The 22068-nt window shown below is 66.5% G+C and carries 22 protein-coding genes and 1 pseudogene; 10 read left to right on the forward strand and 13 right to left on the reverse strand.

The window, feature by feature from the left end; all coding sequences use genetic code 11:
- Nucleotides 1-4: 4 nt before the first annotated feature.
- Nucleotides 5-1297 (reverse strand): threonine ammonia-lyase IlvA, encoded by a 1293-nt coding sequence (gene ilvA / locus A5779_RS16000; RefSeq protein ID WP_064883483.1) that lies wholly within the window; start codon nt 1295-1297, stop codon nt 5-7.
- 138 nt (nt 1298-1435) lie between these two features.
- Between ilvA and A5779_RS16005 the strand changes: the two genes are divergently transcribed.
- Together A5779_RS16005 and A5779_RS16010 are read left to right on the forward strand one after the other, a co-directional pair.
- Nucleotides 1436-1873, forward strand: a complete 438-nt coding sequence (locus tag A5779_RS16005; protein ID WP_064883485.1) for a lipoprotein LpqH — start codon at nt 1436-1438, stop codon at nt 1871-1873.
- Nucleotides 1874-1953: 80 nt separating this feature from the next.
- Entirely contained in the window at nt 1954-2184 is a 231-nt protein-coding gene (locus tag A5779_RS16010) for a hypothetical protein (RefSeq protein ID WP_064883488.1), read from the forward strand.
- On the opposite strand, the gene A5779_RS16015 is transcribed toward A5779_RS16010, so the two are convergent.
- A complete protein-coding gene (locus A5779_RS16015) occupies nt 2178-2582 on the reverse strand; it encodes a hypothetical protein (RefSeq protein ID WP_064883490.1) in 405 nt (134 codons plus the stop codon). The genes A5779_RS16010 and A5779_RS16015 overlap by 7 nt on opposite strands.
- Nucleotides 2583-2718: 136 nt before the next feature.
- Between A5779_RS16015 and A5779_RS16020 the strand changes: the two genes are divergently transcribed.
- A complete protein-coding gene (locus A5779_RS16020) occupies nt 2719-3552 on the forward strand; it encodes a class I SAM-dependent methyltransferase (protein ID WP_064883581.1) in 834 nt (277 codons plus the stop codon).
- Between the two features lie 58 nt (nt 3553-3610).
- Here A5779_RS16020 and A5779_RS16025 read toward each other — a convergent pair whose 3' ends face one another.
- Entirely contained in the window at nt 3611-4000 is a 390-nt protein-coding gene (locus A5779_RS16025) for a MerR family transcriptional regulator (protein WP_064883492.1), read from the reverse strand.
- A 54-nt stretch (nt 4001-4054) separates the two neighbouring features.
- Between A5779_RS16025 and A5779_RS16030 the strand changes: the two are divergent.
- Nucleotides 4055-4498, forward strand: a pseudogene (locus tag A5779_RS16030) (PPOX class F420-dependent oxidoreductase); the annotation flags it as partial.
- A 5-nt stretch (nt 4499-4503) separates the two neighbouring features.
- Here the strand turns inward: A5779_RS16030 and dnaE are convergent.
- The 7 genes from dnaE to lspA form a co-directional block, all read right to left on the reverse strand.
- The gene (gene dnaE / locus A5779_RS16035) at nt 4504-8052 is read right to left on the reverse strand and encodes a DNA polymerase III subunit alpha (protein WP_064883496.1); all 3549 of its coding nucleotides are present in this window, start codon (nt 8050-8052) and stop codon (nt 4504-4506) included.
- A gap of 70 nt (nt 8053-8122) precedes the next feature.
- Nucleotides 8123-8767, reverse strand: coding sequence for a TetR/AcrR family transcriptional regulator (locus tag A5779_RS16040; protein WP_064883498.1), 645 nt, complete (start codon nt 8765-8767; stop codon nt 8123-8125).
- A gap of 68 nt (nt 8768-8835) precedes the next feature.
- Nucleotides 8836-10017 carry an RNA polymerase sigma factor gene (locus tag A5779_RS16045; RefSeq protein WP_064883583.1) on the reverse strand — a complete coding sequence of 394 codons (1182 nt, stop codon included), beginning with the start codon at nt 10015-10017 and terminating at the stop codon, nt 8836-8838.
- Nucleotides 10018-10070: 53 nt separating this feature from the next.
- Nucleotides 10071-10448 (reverse strand): YciI family protein, encoded by a 378-nt coding sequence (locus A5779_RS16050; protein ID WP_064883500.1) that lies wholly within the window; start codon nt 10446-10448, stop codon nt 10071-10073.
- Nucleotides 10449-10478: 30 nt separating this feature from the next.
- Nucleotides 10479-11378 (reverse strand): EamA family transporter RarD, encoded by a 900-nt coding sequence (gene rarD / locus A5779_RS16055; protein ID WP_064883585.1) that lies wholly within the window; start codon nt 11376-11378, stop codon nt 10479-10481.
- 50 nt (nt 11379-11428) lie between these two features.
- Entirely contained in the window at nt 11429-12352 is a 924-nt protein-coding gene (locus A5779_RS16060) for an RluA family pseudouridine synthase (protein WP_064883502.1), read from the reverse strand.
- Nucleotides 12352-13059, reverse strand: coding sequence for a signal peptidase II (gene lspA, locus A5779_RS16065; RefSeq protein ID WP_064883505.1), 708 nt, complete (start codon nt 13057-13059; stop codon nt 12352-12354). The genes A5779_RS16060 and lspA overlap by 1 nt, the downstream gene beginning before the upstream one ends.
- A gap of 77 nt (nt 13060-13136) precedes the next feature.
- On the opposite strand from lspA, the gene A5779_RS16070 reads away from it, so the two are divergent.
- Genes A5779_RS16070 through A5779_RS16080 form a run of 3 tightly spaced genes read left to right on the forward strand, consistent with a single transcriptional unit; the run spans nt 13137 to nt 15079 of the window.
- Nucleotides 13137-14084: an asparaginase gene (locus A5779_RS16070; protein ID WP_064883507.1), complete on the forward strand. Its 948-nt coding sequence runs from the start codon at nt 13137-13139 to the stop codon at nt 14082-14084.
- 23 nt (nt 14085-14107) lie between these two features.
- Complete coding sequence (locus A5779_RS16075; protein WP_064883508.1) at nt 14108-14578, forward strand: hypothetical protein; 471 nt, start codon at nt 14108-14110, stop codon at nt 14576-14578.
- Between the two features lie 39 nt (nt 14579-14617).
- On the forward strand, nt 14618-15079 hold the full coding sequence (locus A5779_RS16080) for a hypothetical protein (RefSeq protein WP_064883510.1): 462 nt from the start codon (nt 14618-14620) through the stop codon (nt 15077-15079).
- Here the strand turns inward: A5779_RS16080 and A5779_RS16085 are convergent.
- Nucleotides 15061-16446: a DNA polymerase IV gene (locus A5779_RS16085; RefSeq protein ID WP_064883512.1), complete on the reverse strand. Its 1386-nt coding sequence runs from the start codon at nt 16444-16446 to the stop codon at nt 15061-15063. The genes A5779_RS16080 and A5779_RS16085 overlap by 19 nt on opposite strands.
- A gap of 33 nt (nt 16447-16479) precedes the next feature.
- Here A5779_RS16085 and A5779_RS16090 point away from each other — a divergent pair, with 33 nt between their 5' ends.
- The gene (locus A5779_RS16090) at nt 16480-16698 is read left to right on the forward strand and encodes an RNA-binding S4 domain-containing protein (protein WP_055113809.1); all 219 of its coding nucleotides are present in this window, start codon (nt 16480-16482) and stop codon (nt 16696-16698) included.
- Between the two features lie 10 nt (nt 16699-16708).
- On the opposite strand, the gene ileS is transcribed toward A5779_RS16090, so the two are convergent.
- Together ileS and A5779_RS16100 are read right to left on the reverse strand one after the other, a co-directional pair.
- Nucleotides 16709-19894, reverse strand: a complete 3186-nt coding sequence (ileS, locus tag A5779_RS16095; protein WP_064883514.1) for an isoleucine--tRNA ligase — start codon at nt 19892-19894, stop codon at nt 16709-16711.
- A 301-nt stretch (nt 19895-20195) separates the two neighbouring features.
- On the reverse strand, nt 20196-20762 hold the full coding sequence (locus tag A5779_RS16100) for a hypothetical protein (protein WP_064883516.1): 567 nt from the start codon (nt 20760-20762) through the stop codon (nt 20196-20198).
- 136 nt (nt 20763-20898) lie between these two features.
- Here A5779_RS16100 and A5779_RS16105 point away from each other — a divergent pair, with 136 nt between their 5' ends.
- Entirely contained in the window at nt 20899-21267 is a 369-nt protein-coding gene (locus A5779_RS16105) for a hypothetical protein (RefSeq protein WP_064883587.1), read from the forward strand.
- A 48-nt stretch (nt 21268-21315) separates the two neighbouring features.
- The gene (locus A5779_RS16110) at nt 21316-22050 is read left to right on the forward strand and encodes a hypothetical protein (RefSeq protein ID WP_064883517.1); all 735 of its coding nucleotides are present in this window, start codon (nt 21316-21318) and stop codon (nt 22048-22050) included.
- Nucleotides 22051-22068: the final 18 nt, after the last annotated feature.

Here is a 22068-nt window from a genome sequence, read left to right on the forward strand (position 1 = left end):
TTCCTCAGGTCAGGTACCGGTACGTCGGCGACCCGGGTTCGAGCAACTCCACGTGGATGTCGGAGTCCGCCATCCGGGCCAGCAGGCCTTCGAGGTCGGTCGCTGCACTCAACTCGACACCGCACAGTGCCTCACCGGTCTCGCGGTTGTTGCGCTTGACGTACTCGAAAAGCGTGATGTCGTCGCCCGGTCCGAGAACCTCGTCCAGGAAACGGCGCAACGCCCCGGGTTCCTGCGGAAAGTCGACCAGGAAGTAGTGCTTGAGCCCCAGGTGCACCAGTGACCGCTCGACCACCTCGTTGTACCGCGACACGTCGTTGTTCCCGCCGGAGATCAGGCACACGACGGTGGAACCGCGTTCGATGTCCGCCTCCAGCAGCGCCGCGACCGACAACGCACCGGCAGGCTCGGCGATGATTCCGTCGTTCTGATACAGGTCGAGCATCGTGGTGCACACCGCGCCTTCGTCGACCGTGGTGAGCGAGACCATGTCACCGGCCGCGGCCAACGCGGCATACGGCAGCGCCCCGGCCCGCGCCACTGCCGCGCCGTCGACGAACTGGTCGACGTGATCGAGGGTGACGGGCTGGCCCGCGGCCAGCGCGGCGATCATCGAGGCCGCACCGGCCGGCTCGACGCCGAGTACCGACGTGCCCGAGGCACGCTCGGCGAGGTAGGTGGTGATTCCGGAGATACAGCCGCCGCCGCCGACGGGGACGATCACCAGGTCCGGCTCGTCGTCGAGTTGGTCGAGCAGCTCGGCAGCGATGGTGCCCTGCCCGGCCATCGTCCGCACATCGTCGTACGGAGGTACGAGGGTCGCCCCGGTCCGGGCGACGTCGTCGAGCGCCGCGGCAGCGGCCAGATCGTAGGTCGACCCGACCGCGATGAGCTCGATGAACTCGCGGCCGTGGTACCTGATCCGGTCCCGCTTCTGCTTGGGCGTCTTGGCCGGCACGTATACGCGACCGTGGGTCCGCATCGACCGGCAGGCCATGGCGAAGCCCTGCGCATGGTTGCCCGCCGATGAGCACACCACGCCGGCGGCGAGCTCCTCGGGAGAGAGCTGCGCCATCAGGTTGAACGCCCCGCGCACCTTGTAGGACCGCACTGCTTGCAGGTCCTCACGCTTGAGGTAGACATTGGCTCCGGTCGCGTCCGAGAGCCGTTCGTTGAACTGCAGCGGACTGCGGGTGACCACGCCGGAAATTCGCTTGGCGGCCTCGTCGATGTCGGCCGCGGAAAGCGGCGCAGCCAGCGGGGAGACTCGGGAGCCCTTGCTCAGATCGGCAGTCACCGTTCAATGGTGCCACTGGCCAGGCATTTCTCTGCAGTTGGGTGGGGACACGCGACGGGACCCCGGCAGCTGGACGGCTATCGCGAGGAAAGCAACAGCAGGTGGTTGAAGGGACTCCGAACTGGGAAAACAACCGTCATGCGGCACATGCAGCAGCGGGCGCGGCGGGTAGCGGCACACACCGTTTCGGTAGGCGCGCTGGCGTTATCTGCCTGCGCGGCGGCCACCGGCATCCCTGCGGATGCCTACACGGCGCGGATTTTCATCAACGGCGAGCAGGTCCCGACCACGTTCTCGGTGCTCTGCACGCAGCGGTCCTGGCTGTGGACCATCGAAACTCAGCCGGAAACGCCCGGCTTCACGGCCATCATCCAGACCGGCGCCACCGTCGAGCCGAAAGTCATGCGCTTGACCGGGTTGGAAGGGTTCACCGGCGGCTCGGCCAATGTGACAGCGCCTGCCGACGCCAGCGTCGATGGCACCACATTCCATATCAGCGGCACGGCGCGTGGCTGGTTCGCGGACCGCCCCACCCGACCGGCCGAGGTCCAGTACCGGATGGAAGCCCGCTGTTGAGCAGTCTGGACCGATAAAGCGACACGCCACATCCAAGGTTTCGGCTAGCCGAAATCAATGTTGCGAGCTATCGTCAATACATGACCACCGCCGGGAACTTTCGCAGTGTCGCCTCCCGGGCCGATCACCAAGTGGACATCGCCGGGGTGCCCTGGCCGACCTACAAGCTGATCGCCCTGGCGGTCGGTGCGCTGGTACTGGTGATCGTCGGCGTGGCAACCATGAGCGCCGCCCCGGCGGTACTCTCCGCAGCCGCGGCGACCATCGTCGTGTGGCTGAGCCTCGGCCACGTTTCGCCGTCTGATCAGTGACCCTCCAGCAGCCGCCGCAAGGTCGCTAGATCCGCTGCCACCGCAGCCACGTCTGCTTCGAACTCCGAGTCCGTCACGCCGGGCCGCTGCCGGACGGTGAACACGACTTCGCACGACTCGGCGTCGACGCCGCCCGGCACCACCCGCATCGGGTTGTAGACGGCCTCACCCGAGGGCAACCGCACCACGTGGTCAAGCACTCCCAGCGTGTTGGGGCCGGCGAATTCGACGGTGACCTCACCCATCGGCGAATCGGCGACCCATCCGCGCGGGGTGAGTCGTAGCCCACCTTCAGCCAGCCCCGCCGCCCAGTTCGCCAGGTGCTGCGGATCTGCCGCGTAGGCGTACACCGCGTCCGCGGCAACCTCGATCCAGACGCTCACGTGCATGCTGCGCATGGCTCCCACCGTAGGCTGCGGTCAGCTCACTGCCCACCCCCCTTTCACCCACACCACCGGTCGGCAGCGCGTGATCGTAAGGGCGGTAAACGTTTTCGCCCAAATGTTCAGTCCTTACCGGGTGTACCGTCGGGTTGTGGGTATTGCGACGACGGGCCTGACGCCGGTGGAGGAAACCGCGTTCCTGACCCTGTATGCCAGGGCGCTCGACAGCAGATGGGCGAACCCCATCCTCGGCGACACGATGGCCGACGAAACGGTGGCACGACTCGACTACGACTTCGCCGGACTCGGTGTACAGACCAGCGTGGTGTGCCAGTCGGCGTTGCGCGCCAAGATGCTCGACGATCGGGTCCGTGCGTTCGTCGTCGATCATCCCGATGCCGTCGTGGTCGACCTCGGCGGAGGTCTGGACAGCGGCGTCCATCGCGTCGCGCCGCCGGCCGCGGTCGACTGGTACAGCGTCGATCTGCCCGGAATCAGCGAACTGCGAGATCGGGTGCTGCCCTCACTCCCCCAGGCGCACACCGTCTCTGCGTCGCTGGCCGACCCGGACTGGACGGACCCGATCCCGTCGGATCGCCCCACCATGCTGGTGGCCGACGGGTTGTTCGCGTTCCTCACCGAACCGGTGATCGCCGGTATCTTCCGGACCATCACGGAACACTTCGAATCCGGCGAGCTCGCATTCAATGACTACGGTCGCATCGGATGGATGAGTAAGGCGGCGCTGAAGTTCTTCCCCGCCAAGATGTTCAAAGACGTCGGAAGCCAATGGGGCTATGCGGGTTTCAAGGATGCACACCATCCCGAATCCTGGAACCCGCAGCTGCGTCTGATCGAGGAGTCCAGCCTGGCCTACCAGCCCGAAGTCGACCGCTTCCCCGGAATGCTGCGGATCGCCACGCGGGCCTCCGGCCTCAGCAAGGCCACTGCACGCAAGGCGCGCATTCTGCGCTACCGGTTCTGACGCAGCCACGCCATTCCGCGCGAGATAATCGACCCGAGCGGCTGTTGCCGCTCCTTCGTCAGGCCGGCAATTCGTGATGAATCCCGCACGTGCACAACTCGATTGACGGGCAGGTGCACCGCATCCCCCACTCGATGATGGCCCGCGCCCGCGCCAGCGACTTCAGTTGCTCGTCGATCTCGGCCAGTTTGGTCTGCGCCAGTTCGCGAGCCAAGGGGCGGCCCGGGGTGTCGTCCTTGAGCAGCAGCGCGATCTCTGTCAGCGAGAAGCCCGCCGTCTTGCACAACCTGATCACCTCCAGCCGCATCAGGACCGACTCCTGGTAGCGGCGCTGCCCGCCCACGCGATGCGGTGCAGGCAACAAGCCGACCTGCTCGTAGTAGCGCAGCGCGGTCTGGGCGATGCCCGACCGCTGCGTGACGTCTCCGATGGTCAGCGTCGCGCCCATCTGCCCTCCTTCTGCGCTTGACTTAGAGTCAACTCTAAGTCGTTGACTGGCTACATGCCACACACCGAATCCACGTTGGAGACCCTGAGCCACTCCCGATACGCGCTGCTGCGCAGCTTTCGCCGCGACGGCACCGCAGCAGACACCCCGATCTGGTTCGTGCTCGACGGCCGAACGGCGTTGTTCCGCACCAAGATCGGCCCGAAGACCCGCAGAATCACGGCGCGGCCCGACGTCGAACTGGTGATCTGCGATCACCGGGGCCGGATCACGGGCACCACCTGGCTGACCGGTCGGGCCACGGTCCTGCACGGTGAGGACGCCGAGGAGGCCAACCGTGCGCTGCACCGGCGCTACGGCTGGCAGTGGAACATCATGCCGCTACTGAAGATCCCCGGAGTAACCAATGTGCACAGCAACCTTCCGTTGCTGCAAAAACTACGGCGCGCGCGGGACCGGGCACTGTGGCCCGACAGCGCGATCGTGAAGATCGACCTGGACGATCAGCCCAGGCAACCCGGCCCGAGCAACGCCTTCAGGTCGCCCATCAGCGCCGAGGACGGCGTCACCCGCAGCGACTGATCCAGTTCCAGCGTGGTGATCCGTTCACCGCTGATCAGCCGCAGATGCACCTGGGACGTGCCGGGATGGTTGGCCAGCACCTGCTTGAGCGCACTGACCTTGTCGATGGTGCACTGCCGGGTCGGCAGGCTCACCGCCAGCGGCCGGTCGGCCTGGGCGCTGCTGAAGTCGGGTACCACCAGTTCATGGGCGATCAGCGAGATCCGGTCATCCCGGGCAGCCACCTTCGCCTTGACCAGTACCACCACGTCGTCAGCGATCTCGTGACCGAACAGTGAGTAGGTCTGCGGGAAGAACAGCACCTCGATGCCACCGGTGAGATCTTCCAATTGGGCTGAGGCCCAAGGCAAGCCATTCTTGTTCACCCGACGGTTGACCGAGGCCAGGATGCCACCGACCACCACCTGCGCATCGTTGGCGACATCGCCGTCGAGAATCGCCGGAATCTGGGTGTCGACCTGGTTGGCCAGCAGGTGGGCAATCCCGTTGAGCGGATGGCCGGACACGTACAGCCCCAGCATCTCGCGTTCGAGCGCCAGCTTGTGCTTGTCCTCCCATTCCTCCTCGGGCACGCGGATGGTGAACACCGCGTCGGTGCCGCCGCCGTCGTCAGCACCGCCGAACAGGTCGAACTGGCCCATCGCCTCGGCCTTCTTGGTGCCGAGCACCGAGTCGACAGCGTCGGTGTGCACCAGGAACAGCCCCTTGCGGGGGTGGCCGAGCGAATCGAACGCACCCGCCTTCACCAATGATTCGGTGACCTTCTTGTTGCAGGCCGCGATATCGATCTTGTTGAGGTAGTCGGAGAAGTCGGCGTACTTGCCCTTCTCGGTACGGGTACTGATCAGCGACGCAACGACATTCGCGCCGACGTTGCGGATGGCCCCCAGACCGAACCGGATGTCATCGCCCACCGAGGCGAAGTTCTGCACCGACTCGTTGACGTCGGGCGGCAGGACCGTGATGCCGAGACGACGGCAGTCGGCCAGATAGACCGCGGCCTTGTCCTTGTCGTCACCGACCGAGGTGAGCAGACCGGCCATGTACTCGGCGGGATAGTTCGCCTTGAGGTAGGCCGTCCAGTACGACACCAGGCCGTAGCCGGCCGCGTGCGACTTGTTGAACGCATACCCGGCGAACGGAAGGATGGTGTCCCACAGGGCTTTCACCGCGGCTTCGGAGAACCCGTTGGCGGTCATGCCCTCCTTGAAGCCCTTGTACTCGGCCTCGAGCACTTCGAGCTTCTTCTTACCCATGGCCTTGCGGAGCGCATCGGCCTTACCCATGGTGTAGGAGGCGACCTTCTGCGCGATGAACATGATCTGCTCTTGGTAGACGATCAGGCCGTAGGTCTCGGCGAGGATCTCCTTGAGCGGCTCTTCGAGCTCAGGATGGATGGGCTTGATGGCCTGGCGACCGTTCTTACGGTCCGCGTAATCGTTGTGGGCGTTCATGCCCATCGGGCCGGGGCGGTACAGCGCGAGCACCGCGACGATGTCGTTGAACCCGGTGGGCTGCATCCGGCGGAGCAGGTCACGCATGGCACTGCCGTCGAGCTGGAACACGCCAAGGGTGTCGCCGCGGCCGAGGAGTTCATAGGCGGCCGGGTCATCGAAAGGCAACGTGTCGAGGTCGAGGTCGATACCGCGGTTGGCTTTGATGTTCTCGATGCAGTCGCCGATGATCGTCAGGTTCCGCAGGCCCAGGAAGTCCATCTTCAGCAGGCCGATGGCCTCGCACGACGGATAGTCCCAGCCGGTGATGATGGCGCCGTCCTGCGGCCGTTTCCACAGCGGGATCGCGTCGACCAACGGCTCGGAACTCATGATCACCGCGCAGGCGTGCACGCCCGCGTTACGGACCAGGCCCTCCAGGCCGCGCGCCGTCTCGAAGATGGTCCGCACATCCGGATCGGTGTCGATCAGGGCGCGGACCTCGGCGGCTTCCTTGTACCGCTCATGGTTGGGATCGGTGATCCCCGACACCGGGATGTCCTTGGCCATGATCGGCGGCGGCAGCGCCTTGGTGATGCGGTCGGCGATCGCGAAACCAGGTTGGCCGTAATGCACGCGGGCCGAGTCCTTCAGCGCCGCTTTGGTTTTGATGGTGCCGAAGGTGATGACCTGCGCCACCCGGTCACTGCCCCACTTGTTGGCCGCGTACCGCAGCATCTCGCCGCGGCGGCGGTCGTCGAAGTCGATGTCGATATCAGGTGCGGAGGGTCGTTCCGGGTTGAGGAACCGCTCGAACAGCAGGCCGTGCGGGATGGGATCGATGTTGGTGATGCCCATCGCGTACGCCACGAGCGATCCCGCGGCCGAGCCACGGCCGGGCCCCACCCGGATACCGACCGAACGGGCGTAGTTGATCAGGTCGGCGACGATCAGGAAGTACGACGGGAAGCCCTTGTCGCAGATGACCTTGATCTCGTAGGCAGCACGGTCGGTGTACTCGGCGGGTACGGCGTCTCCACGGAACCGCCGGTTCAGCCCCTCCGTCACCTCGTGCGTCAGCCACGATGCCTGATCGTGGCCGTCGGGCACCGGGAACACCGGCATGCGGTCGGTGGGCGCCCACACGTCGGCATAGGACTGCACCCGCTCGCCGATCAGGACCGTGGAATCACACGCGCCCGGAACCTGCGAATCCCACAGCGCCCGCATCTCTTCGGCCGATTTGAGGAAGTAGCCGTCGCCGTCGAACTTGAAACGGTTCGGGTCCGACAGGGTCTTGCCGGTCTGGATGCACAGCAGGGCCTCGTGGTTCTGCGAGGCCTCGCGCGTCACGTAGTGGCAGTCGTTGGTGGCCAGCGGCGGAATGTTGAGCTTCTGCCCGATCTCCAGCAGGCCCTCACGGACCCGACGCTCGATGTCGAGGCCGTGGTCCATCAACTCCAGGAAGAAGTTGTCGGGGCCGAAGATCTCGCGCCATTTGGCAGCCGCCTCCAGCGCCTCCTGGCGGTGACCCAGCCGGAGCCGGGTCTGCACCTCACCGGACGGGCAACCGGTGGTCGCGATGATGCCTTCGGCATACTCGGCGATGATCTCGGCATCCATGCGCGACCACTTGCCGAGCTGACCTTCGAACGATGCCAGCGAGGACAGCTTGAAGAGGTTGCGTAGACCGGTGGCGTTCTCGGCGACCATGGTCATGTGGGTGTAGGCGCCGCTGCCCGAGACATCGTCACTCTTCTGGCTCGGGTCACCCCACTGAACCCGTTTGGTGTCGAACCGCGACGCCGGCGCGATGTAGGCCTCGATGCCGATGATCGGTTTGATGCCGGCCTTGGTTGCCGAGTTGTAGAACTCACTGGCGCCGAACATGTTGCCGTGGTCGGTCATACCGATCGCCGGCATGCCCAGCCGCTGAGCCTCGGCCAGCATCGGCGTGATCTTCGCAGCCCCGTCCAGCATCGAGTACTCGGTGTGGTTGTGCAGGTGTACGAAGGACCCCGAAGATGAACCGCTCATAGAGTGGCCAGTCTATTGCCGACCACCGACACCCTCCGGGCGTGTCGCCACGCGTGTCTGCGCCGAGGTTTCAGCGATCACGATCAGCGATCGACAGCAACCCGTTTCCGATCACCTGATGCAGTTGCTTGGCTATCGCCGGCACATCAACCGGCCGGCCCTGCCAACCACTGTAGGCACCCACTCCCCACATCATCGCGTACAGCAGTTCGACCAGGGTCGCCGGCTCGGTGTACGGGGACACCTCGCGTCGGGCGATCGCCTCGGTGACCACCTCGCCGAGGAACCCGCGGGTGGCCGCGACGGTGGCGGCGGGCAGGCCCGGGTGCCGGTAGGCCTCAAGCCGCGCATTGGCCAGGAACCCGACCACAGCCTGGTCCCGATGCCACACCGCCACCACCGCATCGATGTAGGCATGCAACCGATCCAACGTTCCTTCATGCTGTTTCGCCACGCGAATGCACGAAACGACGACATCGTGCGCCTGCTGGAGCAGCGCGCTGTAGAGCTCTTCGCGGCTGGCGAAGTAATAGTTGAGGGTCGGGCGGCTCAGACCACTGCGATTCGCGATCTCCTGGAATGTCGCCGCCGCGTAGCCGCGCTCGTTGATGACTTCATAGGCCGCGTGCAGGATGCGTTCACGGGTTTGCGCAGCGTCGGCGCCAACCGGCCTACCGGGCCGACGAGCGGCCCGAGGCCCGCTTCGCACAGTCATTCAGCAAACACTATGACATTGCCAGAATGAGGTCAAAAGATGCGTTCGCAAAGAGTCTCCCAGATGGGTCACGACCCCGGTCCGGTCTGGCCGGTCGATCGGAGCCCCATCAGCCGTCCGGCCAAGTAGGTCCGCACCGCATCGTCGGCGGTCAGTTCGATGGCACGGCGGTATGCCGCGGCCGCCTCGTCGACCCGTCCTGCCTCGGCGAGAAGATGCCCGCGGGTGACCCACGCCGGCTGAAACACTCCGGCGGAGCGGTCGGCGATCGTGTCGAGGGTGCGTAGTCCGGCGTCAGCGCCGTCGATTTCGCCGTCCAGGGCCGCCAAAGCCACAGCCGCTCCCAGTGACGGCCCGACCCGCATCAGCGCCCGATACAACTTGCGCAGCGCATGCCGGTCGACGTCGGGGGCGCAGTGCGCCGATTGAATCGCGGCCTCGTACTGGAACCGGCCCGGACGCGCGAAGCCGTGTGCACGGGCAAGCAGGCGCTCCCCCCGCGCGCGCAGCTCGCCGTCCCACCGATCCCGGCTCTGATCGTCCAACGCCACGAAGTTGCCGTCCGAGTCGAGGCGCGCGGGACGACGTGCCTCGCACAGACACATCAGTGCGGCCAGGCCCAGAACCTCGGGCTCCTCGGGCAACAACTCGACGAGCACCATGGCCAGGTGCAGGGCCTCGGACGACAGCGATTCGACGGTCGTTGTCTGCGGGACGGACAGCCAGTCGATCGAGTAAGCGCCGTAGACCGCTTCGAGTACCTCGGGTAGCCGCGCATCGAGGTCGGCGCGCTCCGGCAGGGTGAACGGGATCCCGGTGTCCCGAATGCGCTTCTTGGCCCGCACCAGTCGTTGCGCCATGGTTGCCGGGGCAACCGCGAAGGCCGAGGCGAAGGCGGCGGCCTCCACCCCCAGAACCGTCTGCAGCATCAACGGGGTGCGGATGTCGGCGGCGATGGCCGGATGGGCGCACACCAGCATGAGTTCGAGCCGACAGTCGGGAATCACCGCCGCGGGGTCCGCCATCTCCCAGGCGACGTCGTGGTCCTCGGTCCATGGCCCGGTCAGCCGATAGGCAGGCGATTTCCACATGTCCCGCAGTCGATTTCGCGCCACGGTCACCAACCACGCCTCGGGATTGGCCGGAACGCCGTCGCGTGGCCACCGCTGCAGGGCGCGTTCGAGCGCGTCGGCCAAGGCGTCCTCGGCCGCGGCGATGTCGCGGCTCTGGGCGGCCAGCAACGCAAGCAGTCGGCCGTAGGACCGGCCGACCACCTGCGCGAGGCGCGCCGAGGCCGGTGTGTTCAGGGGGCGTACCAGCCCCGGCCACTGCGATAGGTCACGGCGACGGGCCTGATCTCGATCGAACCCCACGCCGCGGCGGGGCATTTCGCCGCCCACGCCAATGCCGCATCGAGATCGGGCACGTCGATCACGAACACGCCGCCCAACCGCTCTCTGGTGTCGGCGAACGGGCCGTCCTGGATCTCGACGGCACCGGTACGTGCGGTGTAGGTCGTGGAGGCTGACGCCGACTGGAGTACCTGTGTCCCGATGAGCACTCCGGCCGCGTCAAGATCGTCGGCATAGCGGGCGAATGCGGCCCGCGCCGGTTCCATGTCCTCGTCACTCAGGCCCGCCTCCGGGCCCTCCTGATAATGCATGAGTAGGCAGTACTGCACGGTGTCCTCCCGGTTTCGGTTTTCAGCCTGTCACCGTGATGACGATTCCGATTGCACCTGATCGACAAAGTCGGCCGAAATCTCGGCCGGCTTTTTGCGCAGCGCCCCGACCGTCATGATCACCAACGCCACCCAGATCAGGGCGAACCCGATCCACCGGCCCAACGGCATCGGCTCGTGGCCGATGAACACCCCCCAGGCCATCTGCAGCCCAGGGTTGAGATAGAACAACAGGCCCAGTGTCACCATCGGGAGGCGCTGTGCGGCCGCGGCGAACAACAGCAGCGGGACCGCGGTGACCGGCCCGGCGAGCAACAACAGCAGCGCGTGCCAGGTGCCGTGGTCGAGGAAGTTTCCCCGGCCCAGCACCTCGAGCGTGATCAGATAACCGGCCGCGAAGGGAAACGCTGCCAATGTCTCTGTGGCCACGCTCACTCTCGGGTCGGCCTGCACCACTTTCTTGATCAGGCCGTAAATGCCGAAGGACAGCGCGAGCACGACCGCGATGTATGGCGGCGCGCCCAGCTCCACGGTCAGGATCACCACTGCGACGAGTGCGAGCACCAAGGCGACCGCCTGCCATCGGCTGATCCGTTCGCGGAACACCAGCACGCCCAGCAGCACGCTCACCAGGGGATTGATGAAGTAGCCGAGAGCCGCGTCCACGACGTGGCCGGTGGTCACGGCATAGATGTAGGTCCCCCAGTTGACGGAGATCAACGCGGCGGCAATCAGCAGCTGTAGCCAGGTCTTCAGCGTCAACCTGCGGAGGTCACCGAGCCGCCGGGCCACCGCGAGCACCAGCAGCAGGAACACTGCGCTCCACACGATGCGGTGGGCCAGCACCTCCGGCGCTCCCGCCGGGAGTAACAACAGGAAGAAGCCGGGGCACAAACCCCACCAGATGTAGGCACCCGCACCGTAGAGCACCCCGGCGCGGGTGGCGCCGGTCTGCTGCGCGGGTGCCTGCACACCCACCGCTAGTGGCGGCGCAGAACGTCGAGGGCAGCCTGCAGGTCAGCCGGATACGGACTGGTGATCTCGATGCGGCGGCCGTCGGCCGGATGGGCGAAGGCCAGCGACCGGGCATGCAGCCATTGACGTTCCAGCCCAAGCTTTTTCGCCAACGTCGGGTCGGCGCCGTAGGTCATGTCGCCGCAACACGGGTGGTGCAGCGCGGAGAAGTGCACGCGGATCTGATGTGTGCGGCCGGTCTCCAGGTGGACGTCCAGCAGGCTGGCGGCCTGGAACGCCTCCAGGGTGTCGTAGTGGGTGATGCTGTGACGTCCGCCCTCGACGACCGCGAACTTCCAGTCGTGACCACGATGCCGCCCGATGGGGGCATCGATGGTTCCGCTCGACGGATCGGGGTGTCCCTGCACCAGCGCGTGGTACCGCTTGTCCACGGTGCGTTGCTTGAACGCCCGCTTGAGCACGGTGTACGCCCGCTCCGACAACGCCACGACCATGACTCCGGAGGTGCCGACATCGAGTCGGTGCACGATGCCCTGGCGTTCGTGGATGCCCGAGGTGCTGATCCGGAACCCGGCGGCGGCCAGCCCGCCCAGGACCGTCGGGCCATGCCAACCCACGGTCGCATGCGCGGCCACACCCGGCGGCTTGTCCACGGCCACGATGTCGTCGTCTGAGTAGAGGATGCCCATGCCCTCGATGTCGACCGGGGTGTTCTCGACCGGTGGGGGCGCCTCAGGAAGCCGAACTTCCAGCCATGCCCCGGCGACGAGCTTGTCGGATTTGGCTGCCGGCGCGCCGTCGATATCGACACCGCCGTCCTCGGCCATCGCTGCCACCGCGGTACGCGACAGCCCCAGGAGCCGGGCCAGGCCGGCGTCGACCCGCATTCCCGCCAGGCCCTCGGGCACCGGCATCGACCGGGTGGTCACTATGACGTCTCGGCCTGGCGCCCGACCGCGCTCGACTCGTCTTCGGCCGCAGTCTCCGGATCGGCGTCATCAACCTTCTCGGACTGATCATCGTCGGCCGCTTTGTCGTCGCCCGCTTTGTCGTCGGCGTCGTCGTTCAGGCGCCGCCGCCCGACGGTATCGAAGTCGAATCCGAACAACGAGAGCGCCACCAACAGGATCGCGCCCCCGACCACCGCCGGATCGGCCACGTTGAACACCGGCCACCAGCCGACCGAGAAGAAGTCCACCACGTGCCCACGGAGCGGTCCGGGGGCACGGAAGAAGCGGTCGATCAGGTTTCCCGTCGCACCGCCCAGGATCATCCCGAGACCGATCGCCCACCACGGAGAGACCAGACGGCGGCCCATCCAGACGATTCCGATCACCACTCCGGTCGCGATGAGCGTCAACACCCAGGTATATCCGGTTGCCATCGAGAACGCCGCGCCGGAGTTTCGTACCAGCGTCCAGGTCACGGTGTCACCGATGATCGACACCGGCTGTCCGGGCGTCAGCAGGCGTACCGCGAGCACCTTGGTCACCAGGTCGATGAACAGCACGACCGCGGCGACGGTGAGCAGCAGACGCAGCCGCCGCCGGGGCGGAGCAGCGGTTACGGGGGATGGTTTCGCATCCCCGGTTGCGTCGGTCACCGGCTCTACCGGGCCTGACGTTTCATCAGTCACTCCCCCATCATCCCAAACAGTCGAGCCGGGACAATTGCGGGACAATCTGGACCGTGACGGAGACCGTGACAGGAGCTGTGGCGCCGCGCCGCCGCGTCGTCGTGATCACCACCGGCGGCACCATCTCGACCAGCACCGACCACGCCGGGATCCGGCGTCCGACGCGTGCCGGGGCCGAGCTGACGGCCCGGCTGGCGGTTGACGCGGACGTCGAGATCGTCGATGTGCTCTCGACCGACAGCGCCCTGCTGACACCTGCGAACTGGGACGTGATCCGAGCGGCGGCCGGCGCCGCAGCGGCCCGGGCCGAGGGCGTCGTCATCACGCACGGAACCGACAGCCTGGAGGAAACCGCGCTGTGGCTCGACCTCACCTACGGCGGAGCCGTGCCGGTGGTACTGACCGGGTCGCAGCGCAGCGCCGACGCGCCCGACGCCGACGGTCCCGCCAACCTGCGGCACGCCATCACCGTCGCGGCCAGTCCGCAGGCCCGGGACCTCGGGGTGGTCGTCAGCTTCGCCGGGACCGTGTGGCAACCGCTGGGTCTTCGTAAGCGTCACACCGACGAGTTGAACGCCTTCACCGGCGACGCGATCGGAACGGTCATCGATGGTCGTTTTGAAGCGGCCGCGACCAAACGTCGCACGTTTCTCGGCGAGTTGTCCGCAGCGACGGCACCGCGAGTCGACATCGTCGCCGCGTATCCGGGAGCAGACTCGACCGCCCTGGACGCCTGCGTCGACGCCGGGGCACGCGCGGTCGTGCTCCAGGCGATGGGCTCGGGCAATGCGGGAACTGCGCTGATCGACGCGGTGCGCCGGTACTGCCGCGCCGGTGTCGTGATCGCGGTGTCGACCCGGGTTCCCGACGGCCCGGTGGTCGCGCAGTACGGACCCGGCCGGCAGTTGGTCGACGCCGGCGCCACGATGGTCCCTTGCCTGCGCCCGGCGCAGGCGCGGGTTCTGTTGATGGCCGCACTGGCTGCCGGGCGACCCGTAACGGAGGTCGTCGACGCCTGGGGTTGACGACCTGTGCTGAAATAGCGAACGTGCGTTTCCACATTGTGGCGGCAGCTGCCGTCGGCCTATCGGTGTTCGGCCCGCTTCCGACCGCGCAGGCTTGGCCGTGGCCGCCGCCACCTGGGATCGAGGACATCGACGGCTACCCGATCGCCGAGGGCAACTACACCTCGCCCACCGATTTCTACGGGCTGTACTTCCAGACCCCAGACGGTCGGTACTGCGGAATCCTTCCCAACCGCGGTCCGGTCGGGTGCGACGCGGTGCCCGCGGATGCACCCGAGGGCATGAACCAGACCTTCGTCGAGGCCGGAGCACCGGCGTCCTACCGCTATTCGGGGAGCAAGCTGTTCACCCGGGATGTAGGCGTGCTGCCCGCAGGCTATCGACTGGAGAACTGGGAGGCCGCCTGCGCTGTCACCCACGAGGGCACACTGATCTGCAAAACGTCCGGCCGGCACGGCTTTTCGCTCGATGCCGCTTCCGGCGTGCTCTGGTAGTCGGCCACGGGGGTTGACGGCGTCGGTTCAATGGAACCTATGCGCCATCACCTCATGGCAATTGCGGCGATCGGCCTGCTCACGCTGACACCGGCCCCGACCGCGGCAGCGGAGCCACCACCCGGCGCCGACGACATCGACAGCTATCCCAAAGCAGAGGGGCATTACAGCTCACCCACCGACTTCTACGGCGTGTTCTTCCGTACCCCGGACGGCCGGCATTGCGGAATCGGACCCAACGGCGGACCGGTCGGTTGCGACGCAGTGCCGATCGATGCACCGGCGGGCAGCAACCAGATCTTCGTCAACAGTGGCGGGCCCGCCTCCTACCGCCACTCCGACACGGCCTCGTTCACGCGCGATGTCGACGTGCTGCCCGAGGGGCATCGGTTGGAGAACTGGGGCGCGAGTTGTGGGGTCGGCTATCAGGGCACGGTGACGTGCAAGACGTATGGCGAGCACGGCTTCATCCTGAATGCCACCTACGGCGTGCTCTGGTAGTCGGCCAGGCCGCTGAGATAGTCGCCCCAGTCCAGGCTGTCGACCGGATCGGCCCGGCTGAAACCGGGAGTGTCGTCGGGAAACGTGCGGGCCGGCCCGGGACCGCTGGCCCTGGTTTCGAAGCGCACGGTCATCACGCCGTGACCGGCCCCCTGGACCCAGCCGTGACCGTGGTCGGGGTGCGCGACGTCGTCGCCGATGCGCCAGCCGGTCGGGCTGCTCTGCGCAGCCTCGGTGGCCTCATGCTGGTGCGAGTCGGAGATGTCGTCGAGCTGCTCGAGGTCCGGAAACAGGGATTCCTGCCTGCTGTCCGACAGCCCCGAAAAACCCACGCCGACAAGGCGAATCGGACCGATCTCCACCGGGTCGAGCAGCAGCCGGCGGGCGGTGCCGATCAGGGTGGCGGCCTCGGTCGTGGCATAGGCCAGCGTGGCCGAGCGAGTCAGCGTGCTCATGTCCGACTTCTTCAACTTGACCGTCACGGTCCGGGCACCACGACCGTCTTTCTCCAGGCGACGGTGCGCATGTTCGCCGATCGGTGCGATCGCGTCCTGCAACTGACGAAGAGTGGTGAGATCCTCCGGAAAAGTCGATTCCGCGCTGATCTGCTTGGCCTCGGCGCGCTCGGCCACCGGGCGGTCGTCGATCCCGCGGGCCAGCCGATGCAGCGCGGCGCCCACCGCCGTGCCGAGCACACTGGCGGCTTCGGCATCCGACAACGCGGCCAATGCGCCCACCGTCTCGATACCGAGTCGGTGCAGCTTCTCCTCGGCCACCGGGCCGATCCCCCACAACTTGCGTACCGGTAGGCCGTCGAGCAACAGCGCTTCCTCGTCGCGGCGGACGATCCGGATCCCATCGGGCTTGGCGAGCCCGGATGCGATCTTGGCGATCTGTTTTCCCGAGCCGGCTCCGACGGAGGCCACCAGCCCGGTCTGCTCGAGGACCTTGGCCCGCAACTGCTGACAGAACTGTTCGACGTCGGCGGCGGTGGCGCCGACCAGTTCCACCGGTTCGCCGAAGGCTTCGTCGAAGGACAGCTGCTCGAGCACCGGGACGACGCTGCGCACGGTGTCGAGTGCGCGTCGGCTCGCCAATCCGTAGACCGCGCCACGGGGCGGCAGCACCACGGCGGGTGCACCGACGAGCCGGCGGGCCTGGTGCATCGGCATCGCCGACCGTGCGCCGTAGCGGCGCGCCTCGTAGCTGGCCCCCGCCACCACACCGCGCCCGCCGAGGCCGCCGACCAGCACGGGTCTGCCGCGCAGGGTGGGACGCGTCAGTTGTTCGACGGATGCGAAGAACGCATCCATGTCGAGGTGCAGAACCCAGCGTCCGCCCGCGCCCGTGACCTCGGCGCCGTTCATAGTTGCTGATGCTATGGCGCTAGCCTGACTTTCATGACGCCGGATGACGTGCCGATCAGGGACGAGTCGATTCGCCTGGGACAGTTCCTCAAGCTGGCCTCCCTGATCGACAGCGGCGCCGACGCGAAGTCCGTCATCGCCGACGGCCTGGTCAGCGTCAACGGCGAGGTCGAACTGCGCCGCGGCCGCCAACTACGACCGGGCGACACCGTCGCGTTCGCCGGCCGCAGTGCGCGCGTGGCCGGCGGCTGAACCCACCGCCTCACGCTTTTGCGATCGCGACCCGCACTCCGTCCCCGATCTCTGTGCCCTCCAGCACCGTGTCCGTGCTCATGAATTCGAAACCGGTGGCCAGGATCTCTCCGGCGATGAGATCACGATGGGCCCGCGCCCATGGCTCGTACTGCGCCGGCACCGACATCTGCACGACGATCCGGTCGGACACCTCAAGGCCGGTGGACTTGCGCAGTTCCTGCAGTTCGCGGATGCGGTCCTTGGCCCAGCCCTCGGCCTCAAGCTCCTCGGTGACTGTGCCGTCGAGCACCACCAGGCCCGCACCGTCGGGCAGAGCCGCGGTCCATTCCGGGTCGGCGGCAACCAGTTTGGCGGTGTACTCCTCGGGCTGCAGCACCACCGGTCCCGCGGTCAGGGTGCCGTCGGGATTGACCACGCCCTCCCCTGCCTTGACGGCCTTGATCGCGGCCTGCACGTCCTTACCGATCCGGGGACCCGCGACGCGGGCGTTGACGGCGAGGTCGAACTTGCCGTAGGCGTCGATGTCGTCGGTCAGCTCGACCGCCTTGACGTTGAGCTCGTCGGCAATGAGATCCGCGAACGGGGCGAGGGCAGTTGGGTTTTCGACCGCGACAGTCAGTTTCGGCAACGGCAGCCGCACCCGCAGCTTCTTGGCCTTGCGCAGCGACGAGCCCACCGAACACACCTCGCGGACCTGATCCATCGCGGCCACCAACTCGGCGTCGTGCGGCACCACATCGGCTTCGGGCCAGTCGGTCAGATGTACCGAACGCTCACCGGTCACGCCCCGCCAGATCACCTCGGTGGCCAACGGCAACAGCGGAGCCGCGAGTCTGCACGTCACTTCCAGGACGGTGTGCAGGGTGTCGATCGCGTCGGCATCCTCTTCCCAGAAACGCGAACGTGACCGACGCACATACCAGTTGGTGAGTGCCTCGGTGAACTGCCGCAGTTCGTCGCACGCCCCGGAGATGTCACAGGTGTCCAGTGAAGTGGTCAGATCGTCACGCAACTGCGCCAACTTGGCCAGGATGTAGCGATCGAGCACGTTGGCCGAGTCCGTGCGCCAGGTGCCCTTCTTCGGCGCGTACAACGCCAGGAAGCTGTAGGCGTTCCACAACGGCAGCAGCACCTGACGGACACCTTCACGAATGCCCTGTTCGGTGACGATCAGGTTGCCGCCGCGCAGGATCGGCGAAGCCATCAGGAACCAGCGCATGGCGTCGGACCCATCGCGGTCGAAGACCTCGCTGACATCGGGATAGTTGCGCAGCGACTTGCTCATCTTCGCACCGTCGTTGCCCAGCACGATCCCGTGCGCCACACAGGTTTTGAAAGCCGGCTTGTCGAACAGCGCGGTGGCCAGCACATGCATGGTGTAGAACCAGCCGCGGGTCTGGCCGATGTACTCGACGATGAAATCGCCCGGGAAATGCGCGTCCTCGCCGCTGCCCCCGGTCTCATTGTCGGCACCGCCGACGCCGTCGAACCATTCCGCGTTCTCGAACGGGTAGTGCACCTGCGCGTACGGCATCGAACCCGAGTCGAACCACACATCGAACACGTCCTCGATGCGGCGCATCGTGGACTTGCCGGTCGGATCGTCGGGGTTGGGCCGGGTCAGTTCATCGATGAACGGTCGGTGCAGATCCGTCGGCCGCACCCCGAAATCGCGTTCGAGCTCGTCGAGGCTGCCGTAGACATCGATCCGCGGATAGGCCGGATCATCGGACTTCCACACCGGAATCGGGCTGCCCCAGTACCGGTTTCGAGACACCGACCAGTCGCGCGCATTGGAGAGCCACTTACCGAACTGTCCATCCTTGACGTGCTCGGGGTACCAGGTGATCTGCTGGTTGAGCTCGACCATCCGGTCCCGGAAGTCGGTGACCTTGATGAACCACGACGAGACCGCGCGGTAGATCAACGGATTGCGGCACCGCCAGCAGTGCGGGTAGGAGTGCTCGTAGGTTTCGTGCCGCAGCAGCACCGCGCCGTTGGCGGCAGCAGGCCCGTCACCGTTCTTGAGGTCGCGGATGATCTGCGAGTTGGCGTCGAAGACATGCTGACCCGCGTAATCGGGCACGGTCGCGTCGAAACGGCCCTTCGAGTCCACCGGGGTGACCGCGACGATGTCGGCGGTGTCGGCGGTGGCCTTGTCGTCCTCGCCGTAGGCGGGGGCCATGTGCACGATGCCCGTGCCGTCCTCGGTGCTGACGAAATCGGCGGCCAGCACCTGGAACGAATTGGGTGCGTCCATGAAGTAGGGGAACGGCGGCAGGTAGTGCGTCCCGAGCAGGTCGCGCCCGGTATAGCTGCCGAGGACTTCAGGCTCTTCCCCGAGTTCGCGCGCGTAGGCCGCGAGCCGCGCCTGGGCCAACACGTACCGCCGCCCGTCGGTGCCCTTCACCAGGACGTAGTCGATGTCGGGGTTGACGGCGACAGCTTGGTTGGACGGCAGCGTCCAGGGCGTCGTCGTCCAGATCAACAGGTGGGCGCCCTTCAGCGGGCCCTCGGTCACCGTGAAGCCGACCGTCACCGCCGGATCCTGCCGGCTCTGGTAGACGTCGTCATCCATCCGAAGCTCATGGTTGGACAGCGGGGTCTCGTCGTTCCAGCAGTACGGCAGCACCCGGTTGCCCTCATAGGCCAGGCCCTTGTCCCACAGCTGCTTGAACGCCCAGATCACCGACTCCATGAAGGTCGGGTCGAGGGTTTTGTAGTCGTTGTCGAAGTCCACCCAGCGGGCCTGCCGCGTGACATAGGCGCGCCACTCGTCGGTGTATTTCAGGACCGAGGCTCGGCAAGCCGCGTTGAACTTCTCGATGCCCATCTCTTCGATCTGGGCCTTGTCCGCGATGCCCAGCTGGCGCTGCACCTCAAGTTCGGCGGGTAGGCCGTGCGTATCCCACCCGAACCGGCGTTCCACCTTGTAGCCACGCATGGTTCGGTATCGCGGCACGATGTCCTTGACGTAGCCGGTCAGCAGGTGGCCGTAATGCGGCAGACCATTGGCGAACGGCGGTCCGTCGTAGAAGACGTACTCCTCGGCATCCGCACGGCGCGCGATACTGGCCCGGAAAGTGTCGTCGCCGGCCCAATAGTCGAGCACCTCGAGTTCCCGCTCCGGGAAGTTGGGTGCCGCCGGCTTGGGGTATCCGGCCGACGTTGAAGACTCCGATTGGGCAGTCACTGACGCGTCTCCTGTGCCTATGACGTGGCCGTGGGGCCGCGTCGCCGGCCCCTCATTGAGGAGCCTGTGTGTCCTAGGCACGGGGACGACGTCGCGCGGGTGCGCAAGCGCCGCGGTACCACCCCGCTTGCGCGCTGTCACGCAGCGCGCCGCTCAACTTTCAGGCGATCACGGGCCCACCCGTCCGGTTCTACTGAGCCGCGGATCCCGCAACTGTTCTTCCGAAGGCTCCCCGGTGATGGCCGGATCAGCGCCGATGCGCCCAGTCTAGTGAGCACCGCAAATCGTCGAGAAATCACACCTAACCGGAGGTGACCTCGATCAGTGCCAGCGGGAACTGCTCGGCCAATTCCTGCACCGTGCACTCGTCGAACCCGCGGCTGTCGAACCGCCAGTCCAGGCTCATCGTGGCCGCACTGTCACGCCGGATGTGCAACGACAGCGGATGTTCGCACTGACCGGCCCGGGGCCCCTCGCCGTAGGCGAAGGCGATGTCCGCCGGTGGGTGGTCCCCGTTGTCGACGACGGGCCGCGCCGCCGCGAGCAATTCGTGCCCAGACAGGCCACGATGCGACATGCAGGGCACCCCGACGCGGCGGTATCCGGCGCGCTCGGGACCAGTGACGACGTCGACGACCAGCACACCTTCACCGATGGTGCGGGCGACCGTCCGGCCCAGCGCAGCCAGCAGCAGCTCCTCGGCGGTGCAACCCATCGCGAGCTGGGCTTCGTGCACCTCCGCGGACAACACCTCGTCCAGCGAACTGGACACCGACGCCAGATCTGCGACAACGGGAGGCCCCGCGGTGCCGTAGTCGGCGATCCACGAGCTCGCGCCGTATGCATGGGGCAGGACGGAAACAGACATAGGTGTAACGGTAGCCAGAGAGTCCCAAAAATGGGAGATCTGTGCCAAAACTCTGACATCGTTGTCAATTACGTCATTGCTGGCTTCCCTGCGGTTCGCTGTGACCAACTCCGGGCCCGGGGTCTATTGTGTTCTGATGCCGCGAACCGACGAGAACGGCAGGCAGCTCAAGGCCCTGCTCGACTATCTGCTGGACGGCGAGGTCGACGCCAAGGCCGTGTACAGCGCGCTGGGCGTGTCCAGCAGCACGTACTACCGGCGTGTGAAAGAAGCCGACTACCCCAATGCCGAGGAATTGCGGCAGGTGGCCGACCGCTTCCATCTCAGCTACCCCGACCTGCAGATCCGGTTCGGGCTGATGAGCCGCCAGGAAGTCTGGCACTACATGGAGTCGTCGCCGGTGACGGTGGCACCGACGGATACCGCCACCCGCGTGCGCCCGACCGTCCACCGCTCCAAGAGACTGTCCCAATTGACCCCGAGATCCGACGCACCCCCGCTGTGAGCAACCCGCACGTCAGCTGAACCGCAACACCGTCCGAGGCAGATCGTTATGTCCGTCGCCACACTCATCCTGATCACACTGGCCTGCATCCTGTGGAGCCTGTGGATCAGGAGGGTCACCTGGTCGTGTCGGTGGGAGGTGGCCGCCACCCTCAACATCGCGCTCCAGGGCCTGGCCGTGCTCCTGATGTCGTCCTGGGCCTCGGCGACCATCGGACAGGTCCTCTACGAGCTGACGGGCAAGTGGAATGTCGAGGACTACATCGGGCACGACTGCTACATCGTCGCGGCGTCGGCCATCGTGTACAACTCCCTGGGCCGGCTCCAGGACGACAGCGCCATGCAACGCTCGTTCAAGCAGTACGTCGAGCGCCCGGCGACGATCTGTATCCCGGTCCTGCTGGCCACGTTCTCGATGGGCAACGGCGCCGCGGTGTACCGAGCCGACTTCTTCCAGGTACCGACCGACTTCTGGCTCAGCGTGTACTGGATCATCCTCTGCGGCACCTTGATCTACCTGCTGGGCTACGGTGCCCGCGCCATGCTGATCCTCCGCAAGGATCCGCGGTCCCGGCGGATCGCCAACATCTATCTGTTCGCCTCGATCAGCGGCGTGCTCGCGTGCGCGACACGGATCGTCACTTCGCTTGTTCCGGCGCTGCAACCCATCGAGAACGGCCGACTGGTCTGGATTTTCGCCTGCGGCTGCGGCGCGATCTTCGCACTCGCGTCCGCGCATTCCTGGCGGATCAAGACGCGGTGGCTGTCCCCGAGCAATCGGTGATCGGTGAGGTCGAGGCGC

This window comes from Mycolicibacterium peregrinum (assembly GCF_001665625.1).
Classification (GTDB): domain Bacteria; phylum Actinomycetota; class Actinomycetes; order Mycobacteriales; family Mycobacteriaceae; genus Mycobacterium; species Mycobacterium peregrinum_B.

Coding starts and splice junctions, on each gene's coding strand:
- dnaE (WP_064883496.1), bottom strand. CDS start 8,052: ATGAGCGGTTCATCTTCGGGGTCCTTCGTACACCTGCACAACCACACC.
- A5779_RS16010 (WP_064883488.1), top strand. CDS start 1,954: ATGACCACCGCCGGGAACTTTCGCAGTGTCGCCTCCCGGGCCGATCAC.
- A5779_RS16105 (WP_064883587.1), top strand. CDS start 20,899: ATGCCGCGAACCGACGAGAACGGCAGGCAGCTCAAGGCCCTGCTCGAC.
- A5779_RS16025 (WP_064883492.1), bottom strand. CDS start 4,000: ATGGGCGCGACGCTGACCATCGGAGACGTCACGCAGCGGTCGGGCATC.
- A5779_RS16080 (WP_064883510.1), top strand. CDS start 14,618: ATGCGCCATCACCTCATGGCAATTGCGGCGATCGGCCTGCTCACGCTG.
- A5779_RS16090 (WP_055113809.1), top strand. CDS start 16,480: ATGACGCCGGATGACGTGCCGATCAGGGACGAGTCGATTCGCCTGGGA.
- A5779_RS16015 (WP_064883490.1), bottom strand. CDS start 2,582: ATGCGCAGCATGCACGTGAGCGTCTGGATCGAGGTTGCCGCGGACGCG.
- A5779_RS16110 (WP_064883517.1), top strand. CDS start 21,316: ATGTCCGTCGCCACACTCATCCTGATCACACTGGCCTGCATCCTGTGG.
- A5779_RS16085 (WP_064883512.1), bottom strand. CDS start 16,446: ATGAACGGCGCCGAGGTCACGGGCGCGGGCGGACGCTGGGTTCTGCAC.
- A5779_RS16100 (WP_064883516.1), bottom strand. CDS start 20,762: ATGTCTGTTTCCGTCCTGCCCCATGCATACGGCGCGAGCTCGTGGATC.
- A5779_RS16040 (WP_064883498.1), bottom strand. CDS start 8,767: ATGACTGTGCGAAGCGGGCCTCGGGCCGCTCGTCGGCCCGGTAGGCCG.
- A5779_RS16005 (WP_064883485.1), top strand. CDS start 1,436: ATGCGGCACATGCAGCAGCGGGCGCGGCGGGTAGCGGCACACACCGTT.